Here is a 12,222-nt window from a genome sequence, read left to right on the forward strand (position 1 = left end):
GACACTTGTCAATGGTTGTTGCTGTGCGGTTATGTTGCCCTCGCGCCGCAGCGGTTGTGTGTGCACGTTCCCAATCGATCGATCACCCGGGAGAGAATCCATGCCGGAGACCGCCCCCAAGGGCCTGACCAGGCTCGCCTTCGGTGGGGACTACAACCCCGAGCAGTGGCCGGAAAGCGTCTGGCAGGAGGACGTCCGGCTGATGCGGGAGGCCGGCGTCACCATGGTGAGCGTCGGGATCTTCTCCTGGGCGCTGCTGGAGCCCGCGCCGGGGGAGTACGACTTCGGCTGGCTCGACCGGATCATGGACCTGCTGCACGCCAACGGCATCCGCGTCGACCTCGGCACCCCGACCGTGGCCCCGCCGGCCTGGTTCTACCGCGCCCACCCCGAGGCGCTGCCGGTGACCGCCGACGGCGTGCGCTACGAGTTCGGCTCCCGCGCGGCCATCTGCCACAGCAACGCGCACTACCGCGCCGCCGCCGCGGACATCACCACGCGGCTCGCCGAGCGCTACGGCGACCACCCCGCCCTGGCGCTGTGGCACGTGCACAACGAGTACGGCGTCCCCGTCTCGGCCTGCTACTGCGACTCCTGCGCCGCCCACTTCCGCCGCTGGCTCGCGGCGACGTACGGCACGGTGGACGCCGTCAACGAGGCCTGGGGCACCGCCTTCTGGGGCCAGCGCTACGCGGACCTGGAGCAGATCAACCCGCCGCGGACCACGCCGACGGTCGGCAACCCGGCCCAGGCGCTGGACTACCGGCGGTTCGCCGACGCCACCATGCGCGAGAACTTCCGCATGGAGCGGGACATCCTGCACCGCCTGTCCCCCGGCGTCCCGGTCACCACCAACTTCATGACCGCGCTCAGCCAGTGCGACTCGGTCGACTACTGGGCCTGGGGCCGCGAGGTCGACCTCGTCACCAACGACCACTACCTGATCACCGACGGCCGCCGCACCCACGTCAACCTGGCGATGGCCGCCGACCTCACCCGCTCGGTGGCCCGGGGCGCGCCCTGGCTGCTGCTGGAGCACTCCACCTCGGGCGTCAACTGGCAGCCCCGCAACCCCGCCAAGGCCCCCGGCCAGATGGCCCGCAACTCCCTCGCCCACGTGGCGCGCGGCTCCGAGGGCGCGATGTTCTTCCAGTGGCGGCAGTCGCGGCGCGGCGCCGAGAAGTTCCACTCGGCGATGGTCCCGCACGGCGGCACCGACACCCGCGTCTGGCGCGAGGTGGTCGAACTCGGCGCCGCCGTCGACGCCCTGGCCGCCGTGCGCGGCACCCGCACCGAGGCCGACGTGGCCGTGCTGTGGGACTGGCACTCCTGGTGGGCGCAGACCCTCCAGTGGCGCCCCAGCGAGGACCACGACCCGCGCGAGCGCGCCGACACCTTCTACGAGGTCCTCTACGACCGCCACCTCACGGTCGACTTCGCCCACCCGGAGGCCGACCTGTCGGCCTACCCCCTGGTCGTCGTGCCGGCCCTGTACCTGATGACCGAGGCGGCCGGGCGCAACCTCAGGGCCTACGTCGAGGGGGGCGGCACCCTCGTCGTGTCGTACTTCTCGGGCATCGTCGACGAGCACGACGCCGTGCACGAGGGCGCCCACCCGGGCCCCCTCAGGGACGTGCTCGGCCTGACCGTCGAGGAGTTCTCACCGCTGCTGCCGGGCGAGCGGGTGCGCCTCACCGGCCCGGACGGCAGCGAGCTCGACGGCGACGTGTGGACGGAGTTCGTGGTGCCGCGCGGCGCCGAGACCGTCTGGAGCTACGCCGACGGCCTGCCCGCGGGCCGTCCGGCCGTCACCCGGCACCGCCTCGGCGAGGGCACCGCCTGGTACGTCTCCACGCGCCTGGGCGCCGACGGCCTCGACGCGCTGCTCGGCCGGGCGCTGGCGGACGCGCGGGTCGCGCCGCGCGCCGGCCTGCCCCGCGACGTCGAAGTGGTGCGCCGCACCGGCGAGTCGGGCACCTACCTCTTCGCGATCAACCACACCGCGTCGGACGCCGAGGTGCCGCTGGAGGCGCACGGCACCGAGCTGCTGACCGGTGAACGCGCCGCGGACCGCCTGACGGTCCCCGCGGGAGCCGTCCGGGTCGTACGACTCGACGGCTGAGCCGACCCCCCTCCGCCCGTGCGAGCCGCGAGCCGCGGGCGGAGGGGAACCCTCCGGCGCCATCAGGAGGGCATTCCCCAACCCATCACGTCGAAGGGACGACGGACGACGATGTTCCATCCCAGACGCACCCTCAGGGCCCTGCTGCTCCCCCTCGCGGCCGGGCTCGCTCTCACCGCCCTGCCCGCCACCGCCGCCCAGGCCGCCACCGCCGCCCAGGCCGCCGCCACCCTCGCCAATGGCGGCTTCGAGGCCGACGGTTCGGGCGCGGACACCCCCGCCGGATGGTCCGAGTACGGCTCGACCGGCGCCTCCTTCGTGGAGTCCGGCGGCCACAGCGGGAGCTACCGCCTGAGCCACTGGGCGTCCTCCGCCTACGAGGTGGAGACGTACCAGTACCTGTCCGGACTCGCCAACGGGAACTACAAGCTCACCGCCTGGGTCCGCTCCGGCGGCGGACAGAACGCCGCTTACCTGGCCCTGAAGAACTGCGGCGGCGCCGAGCAGCGCACCGACCTGCCGGTCTCGGCCAGTGGGTGGATCCGCATCGTCGTGCCGGTCAAGGTGACCACCAAGCAGTGCACGATCAGCGTCCACAGCGACGCGAACGCCGGCAACTGGATCAACGTCGACGACCTGAGCTTCGCGCCGGGCGCCTCCGGCCTGTCCGTCAAGGGCGCCGACATCTCCTCCCTCGCCAAGAGCGAGGCCAAGGGCGGCGTCTACCGGACCGCCTCGGGCCGCACCGGCGACGCACTCGCCATCCTGAAGTCCGCCGGCATGAACTACGCCCGGCTGAAGGTGTGGGTGAACCCGGCCGACGGCTACAACGACAAGACCCACGTCCTGGCGACGGCCAAGCGCATCAAGGCGCAGGGCATGAAGCTGCTGGTCGACTTCCACTACTCCGACACGTGGGCCGACCCGGGCGCCCAGGCCAAGCCGGCCGCCTGGGCCGGGCACTCGTACGACCAGCTGAGGACCGACGTCTACCAGCACACGTACGACGTGCTGAACGCGCTGAAGGCCCAGGGCATTACCGCCGACATGGTCCAGGTCGGCAACGAGATCAACGGCGGCATGCTGTGGGACGAGGGATCCACCTCCGACTGGACGCAGCTCGCCGGCCTGCTCAACTCCGGCTACGACGCGGTCAAGGCGGTCAGCCCGTCCACCGCCGTCGCCCTGCACCTCGCCAAGGGCGGTGACCTGGCCGGCACCCGCTGGTGGTTCGACAACGCCGTCTCCCACGGCGTGCGGTTCGACGCGATCGGCCTGTCCTACTACGGCTACTGGCACGGCACGCTCCACGACTTCCAGACGACCCTGGACGACGCGGCCGCCCGCTACGGCAAGCCGGTCTTCGTCGCGGAGACGGCCTACCCGTTCCGGCTGGACAGCAAGGACGCGCACGAGAACATCATCGACATCGCCGACGAGCTGGTGGCCGGCTACCCGGCGTCCACCGCCGGGCAGACCCGCTGGATGAACGACGTGGCGAGCATCGTGGAGGCCGTCCCGAACGGCCGCGGCCTCGGCCTCTTCTACTGGGAGGCCACCTGGACCGCGGTCGCCGGCAACGGCTGGGACCCGGCCGACCCCTCCTCCGGCAACGGCTGGGAGAACCAGGCCCTGTTCGGCTACGACGACCGGGCACTGCCGGCGATGTCCTGGTTCGGCCACCGCTGAGCCCCCGGAGCCGGGGCCCGGCCGCACACCCGCGGCCGGGCCCCGGCCCGTCCGGACACGACCCGGCGGGCGGCCCGCGTTACCCTGGACCGCGCCGCGACCACCGCTCGCGGCGCGGCGGTGGGGCCCGCCGCACCCGAACCGCGGCAGTGCCGCCGCCGACGGTCCCTGCTTGTTGAAGGCGCGCGCCCCGCATGTCCGGGCCCCTTGAGCGAGTGGGAGAGGTACGACATGACAGCCCGGGACGCCCGGACCCCCCGCCCCCGGTCCCGCACCCCCCGCCGGACCGTCCCGCGCTCGCAGGGGCCCGTCGTCGCGGCGGTCGCGCTCGGCGGCGGCCTCGGCGCCGTGCTCCGGTACGCGATCTCCCTGCGGTGGCCCGCGCAGGCCGGCGGCTTCCCCTGGACGACCTTCTGGGTCAACGTCGCCGGCTGCGCCGTGATCGGCGTGTTCCTGGTGGCCGTCACCGAGGTGTGGGCCGCGCACCGCCTCGTGCGCCCGTTCCTGGGCACCGGTGTGCTCGGCGGGTTCACCACCTTCTCCGCCTACGCCGTCGACGTCCAGCAGCTGATCGACACCGGCCACACCCGCACGGGCCTGGCCTGCCTGGCCGCGACCCCGCTCGCGGCCCTCGCGGCGGTGTCGCTGGCAGCCGCCGGAACCCGCCGCGTCCTGGGACGCCGGTCCGCGGCCCGCGACGGCGCCCCGGGGGCACCGGTGCGAGAGGACACGCGGGGCGAGGAGCCGGCGTGAACTGGCTGCTGGTGATCGTAGGCGCCATGATCGGCGCTCCGCTGCGCCACCTCACCGACCGGGCGGTGCGGTCCCGCCACGGCTCGGACTTCCCCTGGGGCACCCTCACGGTGAACGTCGTCGGCTGCCTCGTCCTCGGCCTGCTCACCGGGGCGACGGTCGCCGGAGCCGCGGGCTCCTCCCTGCGGCTCCTGCTCGGCACGGGGCTGTGCGGGGCGCTGACGACGTACTCGACCTTCTCCTACGAGACGCTGCGGCTGGCCGAGACGGGCGCCGGCCGCCGTGCCGCCGTCAACGTGGTGGCGAGCGTGGCGGCCGGTCTGGGGGCGGCATACGCCGGCGTGGCGCTCGCCCGCGCGATCTGGACGTAGGCACCGCCCAGCCGGCCGCCGGGGCCGCCCCCGCACCTGCCGGGGCCGCTCCCGCCTCCGCCGGCGCGGCCTCACGGCCGCCGGCGCGTCCGTCCCGGCCTCCCGGCACCCCGTCCGTCCCGGCTGCCCGGTCTCCCGGCCGTCCCATCCGTCCCGTACATCCCGGCTGTCCCGTCCGTCGTGGTCCGCGCTTGCGCCGGCCGGGTCGCCGGAGTCCGCCGGCGGACACTTCGACGGCGTCTTCGGGACCCGCCGGACCGCCGTCGGGACGCCGTCGCCCGGGCCGCCGGCCACGGATCCGCCGCGCGGCGGATCCGTGGCCGGGAGGAGTCCGTGCGGCCTCCCGGTCCGGAATTGTTCCTTCCGTTCCTTGACAGGCGCCTCCCGGCACCCGCAGGATCACCTCCGTGAATCTGTCAGACAGCCAGACAGGTGGCCCGGCTCCGCGACGTGTCAGTGCCATGGAAGCGGTGCTCGGCCACCTCCGCGGCGCCATCGAGCGCGGCGACTACGCGATCGGCGACAAGCTCCCCTCCGAGGCGGAGCTGTGCCGCACCCTGGAGGTCTCCCGACCGGTGCTGCGCGAGGCGCTGCGGGCCCTGCAGACCATGGGCCTGACCGTCTCCAGGACCGGCAGGGGCACCTTCGTCGTCGCGGACACCGTCGAGGAACCCACCTTCGGCGACTACGCGGCCGGCGACCTGCTGGAGGTGCGCCGCCACGTCGAGATCCCGGTCGCCGGATACGCGGCGCTGCGCCGCACCCCGGAGGACCTCGACCACCTGACCCGTCTGCTGGACCGCATGGAACGGGAGACGGACACCACCGCGTGGGTCGCGATGGACGCGCTCTTCCACCTCGCCGTGGCCGAGGCCACCCAGAACCCGGTCTTCCGCCGGGTCATCGAGGAGATCCGGCACGCGCTGGCCCGCCAGTCCGCCTTCCTCAACGAGCTGGGCGGACGCCGCGAGCAGTCCGACCGGGAGCACCGGGCGATCGTCGAGGCGCTGATCGACGGCTCCGAGCGCGACGCCACCGAGGCCATGACCCACCACCTCGACCGCGTCGGGACGACCCTCACCGACATCCTGTCCCGTACGGCGGCACCCCGCCCACCGGCGGCAGCCACGTCCCCCCACCGACCCACGACCCCCAGGCAGTGATGCGCACCAGTTCCCCCGCGGACGCACCCCTCGTCCGTGAACCCCTCCACGCCCCCGTCGCCCACCTCGTCCGCGGCGGGGTGGTGGAGGGCGTCCACTACGGCTCCGTCGTCGTCCTCGGCCCCGACGGGGACACCCGGTTCCGGCTCGGCGACGTCGAGGCCGCCTTCTACCCCCGTTCGGCGCTCAAGCCCGTCCAGGCCGTCGCCATGGTGCGGGCCGGGCTCCCCCTCGACGGCGAGCTGCTGTCGCTGGCCGCGGCCAGCCACTCCGGCGAGGAACGCCACCTCGCCGGCGCCCGGCGCATCCTCGAGCTCGCCGGGCTCACCGAGGACGACCTGCGCAACGTCCCGGACCTGCCGTTCGGCCCGGCCGTCCGGGACACCTGGGTGCGCGCGGGCCGCCCGCCCTCCCGGCTCGCCCAGAACTGCTCCGGCAAGCACGCGGCCATGCTCCACACCTGCAGGCTCAACGGCTGGTCCCTGGACGACTACCTCGACCCCGCCCATCCCCTCCAGCAGGCCGTCGCCGAGGCCGTCGAGGACCTCACCGGGCAGCGCGTCGCCCGGGTGACCGTCGACGGCTGCGGCGCGCCCCTGTTCGCCGTCTCCCTGCGCGGCCTCGCCCGCGCCGCCGCCCGCATCGTCACCGCCGCGCCCGGCACACCCGAGGCGCGCGTGGCGGACGCGATGCGCGCGCACGCCGAGATGGCCTCGGGCGCCGGCCGGGACGTGGCCGCGCTGATGCGGGCCGTGCCCGGACTGCTCGCCAAGGACGGCTTCGAGGGCGTCCAGGTCGCCGCGCTGCCCGACGGCCGGGCCGTCGCCGTGAAGATCGCGGACGGCGCCGACCGGGCGCGGATCCCGGTCGCCGCGGCCGCTCTCGCCCGCGCCGGCGTCGACCCGGCGGCGCTCGCCGGGTTCGCGGGGGAGCCGCTGCTCGGCGGTGGCCGGCCGGTCGGCGCCGTCCGGCCGGTGCGCGCGCTCGACCCGCTCGCCCACCTCGCCCCCACCGCGCCCTGAGACCCGGGGCCCGGCCCCGCACGCAGCGCGGGTCCGGGGCCCGGGTGCCCGCTCCACCCGCACCGCGGTCCGGGGGAGGACCCGGCCCCGCCACGACGGCCGCGGCCACCCACAGCGGGCACGGCCTGCTCGGCGAGCGCGGCGCGCCCCCGCCGAGGCGCACCGGGACGGCGGACGGGGACGGGCGGCTCCCGCCCGCGGCCGCCCCGGGCCGGGTCGCCCGGCCTCCCGCCTCGCGGCCGGCCTCGACCGCCCGAGGCCGCGGCACCGGGGGCGGGACCGGCGGACGACGGGGGCGCCTGCGGGCGCCGTCGTCCGCGTGCCCGTGCGCCGATCGCGAGCCGGTCACCCGCAGGCCGCCCCCCGGCGAGCGGCGTGTCAGTTCCCGGCCACCCGGCACCGACACCCTTGCCGAGTGTTGGTCATGGCTCTTCCCGTCGATCTCCACCGCTGCCAGATGCTCGGCCTGGCCGGTACCGCCGTGCTCGCGCTGGGCGGTGAGACGGCCGGGGCCCTGCCGGTCCGGGAACTCCTGCACCCGGCTTCCGGCCGCGCCGCCCTGGGTGTCGTCGGCGTCTACTTCGGCGTCGTCCTGCTGATCGCGGCCTGGGTGTCGCTGGGCCGGGCGGTCCGCGGACCCGAACCGCCGGCGCCGCGCGCCCTGCTGCTCGTCCTCGCCGTCTGGGCGGCGCCCCTGCTGCTCGCGCCGCCGCTGTTCAGCCGGGACGTCTACAGCTACCTCGCCCAGGGCGCCATGGTGGAGGCGCACATCGACGTGTACGCACACGGCCCGTCCCGGCTCGGCGGCCCGCTCGCGGCCGAGGTCGCCCCGCTGTGGCGGCACACCGGCGCCCCGTACGGACCGGTGTTCCTCGCCGTGGCCTCCGCCCTGTCCGGGCTGACCCACGGCCAGATTCCGGCGGGTGTGTTCGGGATGCGGCTCGTCGCGCTGGCCGGCGTCGCGCTGATGGCGGCGGCGCTGCCCCGCCTCGCCCGGCACAGCGGAGCCGACCCGGCCGCCGCGCTGTGGCTCGGCGCGCTCAACCCGCTCGTCCTGCTCCACCTGGTCGCGGGCGCCCACAACGACGCGGTCATGCTCGGCCTGCTCGGCGCCGGACTGGTCGCGGCGCTGGGCCGGTGGCCGGTGGCGGGCGCCGTCCTCGTCACCCTCGCCGCCCTGGTCAAGGCGCCCGCCGTGCTGGGGCTCGCCGCGGTCGTGGTGCTCCAGGCGCGCGCGGGCCGCCACCCGGTACGGGCCGCGGCGACGACCGCCGCCGCCGCGGCGGTCACCACGGTCGCCGCGACGGCGGCGGCCGGCACGGGATACGGCTGGATCGGCGCCCTCGACACCCCCGTCTCCCCGCAGAACTGGGCCCTCACCAGCCTCCTCGGCCGCGCCACCCGGTCCCTGCTGGAACGCCTCGGCAGCGATCTGGCGCCGCTCGCCGTCCCCGCCTGGCACACCCTCGGCACCGCCCTGGCCGTGGCCGCGACCGTCGTCATCTGGCTGCGGCTGCGCCCCCGCCCCCTCTACGCGCTCGGGCTGAGCCTGGCCGCGGTGGCCGCCCTCGGGCCGGCGATCCGCCCCTGGTACGCCCTGTGGGGCCTGTTCCTGATCGCCGCCGCCGCGCCCAGCGCCTCCGTACGGCACCGGACGGCGGCCGTGACCGGCGTGCTCGCGCTGTCGGTGCTGCCCGGCGGCGGCCCGGCGGACGCCGGGCAGCTGGTGCTGGCCGTCTCCGGCGGTGTGCTCGCGATGGTCGTGCTGTTCCAGGCCCACCAGGCCGAACTGGCCCCGGTCCTGGGGCGGACCGCGTGAGAGCGCCCCGCACCGACCGCGGCCGGCTGCTGCTGGTGCTCGTCCTGGCGGCCGCCGTGACCGTCTTCACGGCGACCGTGCCGCTGCTGCGCGACTGGTTCGACCTGCGCGTCTACCACGGCGCCCTCGACCACTGGGTCCACCGCGGCGGCCGGCTCTACGACTACCGGGTGCCCGGCACGCCGTACGGCTTCACCTACCCGCCGTTCGCCGCCGTCGCCATGGGGCCGATGGCCCTGCTCGACCTGCGCACCGCGATCGCCGTCGCCCTGCTGCTCGACCTGGCGGCCCTGGCGCTGGTCCTGCGCGTCCTGGCGGGACCGGCCCGGCCCCGCCACGGCTGGTACGGCTGGGCGCTCGTCGCCTGCGCGCTCGCCCTGTTCGAACCGCTGCGCGACACCGTCAGCTTCGGCCAGGTGAACGTCCTGCTGCTGGCCCTGGTCCTCGCCGACGCGTGGCTGCTCACCACCGGGCGGACCCGGTGGGCGGGCGCCGGCATCGGGCTGGCGGCGGCGGTCAAGCTGACGCCCGCGCTGTTCATCGGCCTGCTGCTGGTGGCCCGGCGGTGGCGCGCGGCGGCCGTCGCGACGGCCGTGGCCGCCGGGGCCACCGCGCTCGCGGCCCGGATCGCCCCGGACGCCTCGCGCTTCTACTGGACCGAGGCCATGTGGGACACCACCCGGATCGGCCGTCTCGACTACGTCTCCAACCAGTCCCTGCAGGGCGTGCTGGCCCGGCTCGGCGAGACGGGCCACGCCGTCTGGGCGGCCGCAGCGCTGCCGGTCCTCGGCGTGTGGGCGTGGCGGGCGCGGCGGGCGGCCGCCGCCGGGGAGTGGACGGCCGCGTTCGCCCTGACCGGGCTCGCCGCGTGCCTGGTCAGTCCGATCACCTGGGTGCACCACCTGGTGTGGCTGCTGCCGTCCTTCGCCGTCCTGGTCCGGGCCGGCCGCCCGCGGGTCGCGGGCGCCCTGTACGCGGTGCTGTGCACCAGTGTGGTGTGGCTGTGGTCCGACGACGCGTCCGGCGTCGACGGCTTCCTGGGGAGCAACGCCTACACCTGGGTCACCCTCGGCCTGCTGCTGTGGCTGCCGGTCGGTCACTCCCGCGGAAGACGGCTGAGCGCGAGCAGCAGCAGCAGCGCCGCCGCGCTGACGCCTAGCCCGACGGCGCCCGCGACCGTGCCCGCACCGCCGGACCGGCCGGACCGGCCCGCCGGCGCCGCCACGGTCGCCGCCGCGGCCGCCCCGGCCTCCGGGCCCGGCCGCGGCCGGGGACGCAGCGCGTCCAGCGAACCCACCGGATCGACCCGGCCGGCCGCCCCGAATCCCCAGTCGAGCAGCGAGCGGGCCTCCTCGTAGACGGCGAGGCCACCGCCCGCCCGGGGATTCAGCACCGTCACCACGAGGGTGCGCCCGCCCCGGCGGGCGGCGGCGACGAGGGTGTGGCCCGCGCGGCTGGTGTAGCCGTTCTTGATCCCGACCAGCCCCGGGTACCGCTCGACGCCGTCCGCGCCGGTCAGCAGCCGGTTGGTGTTGCGGATCGGATACGACTGCCCGCTGCCGCGGCCCGGGAAGACGGCCTGCACCGTGGCGCTGTACCGCGCGAACTCCCGGCTGCGCAGCCCCGCCCGGCCGAAGACCGCCAGGTCGTACGCCGACGACACCTGGCCCGGGGTGTCGTAGCCGTCGGGTGAGAGCACCCGTGTGTCGTGGGCGCCGAGGGCCCGGGCCCTGGCCTGCATCCGCTCGGCCGCGGACCGCCAGCCGCCGGTGAGCGCGGCCAGGACGCGCACGGCGTCGTTGCCGGAGCTGAGGAAGACTCCGTGCCACAGGTCGGACACCCGGTAGGTGCGGCCCTCGGCGACCCCGACCAGGCTGCTGCCCGGCCCGATGCCCCGCAGTTCCCGCTCGTCGACCCGGTGCCTGAGGCCGCCGGGCAGCACCGGCAGCACCGTGAGGGCGAACAGCGTCTTCAGGGTGCTGGCGGGCGGCAGCCTGCGGTGCGCGTCGTGCGCGGCGAGCACCTCGCCGGTGCGGACGTCGGCCACCAGCCACGACCGGGCGGAGACGTCCGGGACCCCGGGCGCTCCGGGACGCGGCCGGACCTGCGTCCCGGAGCGGTACAGCAGGGCCGGTCCCGGGACCCTCGCGCGTGGACCGCCCGGCGCGCCGGGCTCCGCCCCCGCACCGCCCCCCGCCACCGCGGCGGGCGTGAGCGCCAGCAGACCCGCCACGCCGAGAGCGCAGGCGGACGCGACGCCCCGGGAAGTCGATCCGATCTTCATGCCGCAAACGTAGGAACAGCGCCTCGGGACGCCGCGCTGCCCGGGCCGAACGGCGTCCGGCAGCACCCGGACGGGGGATGCGGCCCGGGCAGCGCGGCGCGCGGGCGGCGTCGGCCGGATCCTCCGGTACGCGCGGCCCGTGACGCCGCGGCAGCGGCTCCGCGCGAAGGGATCCTCCCCGTAGGCTGGTCGGGTGTTCAGCCCCCAGGGCCCCGGCCCGCGCGAACTCGCCGTCCAGGCGCTGTCGTCCGTGGAGCGCGGCTACGACCTGCTCGCGCCGAAGTTCGACCACACCCCGTTCCGGACGCCGGGTCCCGTGCTCGACGCCGTCGCCTCGGCGCTGGCGCGGACGGGGCCCTTCGAGACCGGGCTCGACCTGTGCTGCGGCACCGGCGCGGGCGTCGGGGTGCTGGCGCGGGTGTGCCGGCGGAGCGTCACCGGGGTCGACTTCAGCGCGGGCATGCTCGCCGTCGCCCGTGAGCGGACCCGGCCCGCCGGGGTACCGGTCGCCTGGGTCCGCGCGGACGCCCGCGCGCTGCCGTTCGCGTCCGCCTTCGACCTCGTGGTGAGCTTCGGCGCGTTCGGGCACTTCCTGCCCCGCGAACTGCCCGGGCTGTTCGCCCAGGTGCGCTCCGTGCTGCGGCCGGGCGGCCGCTTCGCCTTCCCGGTCGTCGCCCCGCCCCGCCCCGGATCCCCGGCGTACTGGGGGCTGCTGGGCTTCGACACGGTGATGCGGGTGCGCAACGCGCTGTGGCGTCCGCCGTTCGTCATGTACTACCGCACGTTCCGCTTCGGGAACGTGCGGCGGGAGCTGCTGCGCGCGGGGTTCGGGGTGGAGCTGTACGCCCTGCCCGAGTTCGGACGGCGCGGTGACGGCAGTCCCCGCGTCCGGCTGGTCGTGGCCCGCCGCCCGGACTGACGGGCACCCTTTCCCGCCCCGCCCACCGGGACACCGCCCGCGGCGACCGCGGGCAGGCGCCGCACGGTGCTCGGGCAGGG

The 12,222-nt window shown here is 76.0% G+C and carries 9 protein-coding genes and 1 pseudogene; 9 read left to right on the forward strand and 1 reads right to left on the reverse strand.

Annotated features, from left to right (window positions below; all coding sequences use genetic code 11):
- Positions 1 to 100: 100 nt before the first annotated feature.
- From ACIBAI_RS07700 to ACIBAI_RS07735, 8 genes are all read left to right on the forward strand, one after another.
- Positions 101 to 2,122: a beta-galactosidase gene (locus ACIBAI_RS07700; protein WP_399031885.1), complete on the forward strand. Its 2,022-nt coding sequence runs from the start codon at positions 101 to 103 to the stop codon at positions 2,120 to 2,122.
- A 111-nt stretch (positions 2,123 to 2,233) separates the two neighbouring features.
- A complete protein-coding gene (locus ACIBAI_RS07705) occupies positions 2,234 to 3,811 on the forward strand; it encodes an arabinogalactan endo-beta-1,4-galactanase (protein ID WP_399031886.1) in 1,578 nt (525 codons plus the stop codon).
- Between the two features lie 231 nt (positions 3,812 to 4,042).
- Positions 4,043 to 4,564, forward strand: a complete 522-nt coding sequence (locus tag ACIBAI_RS07710) for a fluoride efflux transporter FluC (protein ID WP_399031888.1) — start codon at positions 4,043 to 4,045, stop codon at positions 4,562 to 4,564.
- Positions 4,561 to 4,935, forward strand: coding sequence for a fluoride efflux transporter CrcB (gene crcB, locus ACIBAI_RS07715; RefSeq protein ID WP_399031889.1), 375 nt, complete (start codon positions 4,561 to 4,563; stop codon positions 4,933 to 4,935). The genes ACIBAI_RS07710 and crcB overlap by 4 nt, the downstream gene beginning before the upstream one ends.
- Before the next feature lie 461 nt (positions 4,936 to 5,396).
- On the forward strand, positions 5,397 to 6,098 hold the full coding sequence (locus ACIBAI_RS07720; protein WP_399031891.1) for a FadR/GntR family transcriptional regulator: 702 nt from the start codon (positions 5,397 to 5,399) through the stop codon (positions 6,096 to 6,098).
- Positions 6,098 to 7,120 (forward strand): asparaginase, encoded by a 1,023-nt coding sequence (locus ACIBAI_RS07725; protein WP_399032212.1) that lies wholly within the window; start codon positions 6,098 to 6,100, stop codon positions 7,118 to 7,120. The genes ACIBAI_RS07720 and ACIBAI_RS07725 overlap by 1 nt, the downstream gene beginning before the upstream one ends.
- Before the next feature lie 424 nt (positions 7,121 to 7,544).
- The gene (gene mptB / locus ACIBAI_RS07730) at positions 7,545 to 8,939 is read left to right on the forward strand and encodes a polyprenol phosphomannose-dependent alpha 1,6 mannosyltransferase MptB (protein ID WP_399031893.1); all 1,395 of its coding nucleotides are present in this window, start codon (positions 7,545 to 7,547) and stop codon (positions 8,937 to 8,939) included.
- Positions 8,936 to 10,297: a glycosyltransferase 87 family protein gene (locus ACIBAI_RS07735; protein WP_399031894.1), complete on the forward strand. Its 1,362-nt coding sequence runs from the start codon at positions 8,936 to 8,938 to the stop codon at positions 10,295 to 10,297. The genes mptB and ACIBAI_RS07735 overlap by 4 nt, the downstream gene beginning before the upstream one ends.
- Positions 10,298 to 10,335: 38 nt before the next feature.
- Here ACIBAI_RS07735 and ACIBAI_RS07740 read toward each other — a convergent pair.
- Positions 10,336 to 11,223 (reverse strand): annotated as a pseudogene (locus ACIBAI_RS07740) (D-alanyl-D-alanine carboxypeptidase family protein); the annotation flags it as partial.
- A 193-nt stretch (positions 11,224 to 11,416) separates the two neighbouring features.
- Between ACIBAI_RS07740 and ACIBAI_RS07745 the strand changes: the two are divergent.
- The gene (locus ACIBAI_RS07745; RefSeq protein ID WP_399031896.1) at positions 11,417 to 12,142 is read left to right on the forward strand and encodes a methyltransferase domain-containing protein; all 726 of its coding nucleotides are present in this window, start codon (positions 11,417 to 11,419) and stop codon (positions 12,140 to 12,142) included.
- The last annotated feature ends 80 nt before the right edge of the window (positions 12,143 to 12,222 follow it).

The organism is Streptomyces sp. NPDC051041, assembly GCF_044456065.1.
Taxonomy (GTDB): domain Bacteria; phylum Actinomycetota; class Actinomycetes; order Streptomycetales; family Streptomycetaceae; genus Streptomyces; species Streptomyces glaucus.

Coding starts and splice junctions, on each gene's coding strand:
- ACIBAI_RS07710 (WP_399031888.1), top strand. CDS start 4,043: ATGACAGCCCGGGACGCCCGGACCCCCCGCCCCCGGTCCCGCACCCCC.
- ACIBAI_RS07700 (WP_399031885.1), top strand. CDS start 101: ATGCCGGAGACCGCCCCCAAGGGCCTGACCAGGCTCGCCTTCGGTGGG.
- mptB (WP_399031893.1), top strand. CDS start 7,545: ATGGCTCTTCCCGTCGATCTCCACCGCTGCCAGATGCTCGGCCTGGCC.
- ACIBAI_RS07720 (WP_399031891.1), top strand. CDS start 5,397: ATGGAAGCGGTGCTCGGCCACCTCCGCGGCGCCATCGAGCGCGGCGAC.
- ACIBAI_RS07725 (WP_399032212.1), top strand. CDS start 6,098: ATGCGCACCAGTTCCCCCGCGGACGCACCCCTCGTCCGTGAACCCCTC.
- ACIBAI_RS07705 (WP_399031886.1), top strand. CDS start 2,234: ATGTTCCATCCCAGACGCACCCTCAGGGCCCTGCTGCTCCCCCTCGCG.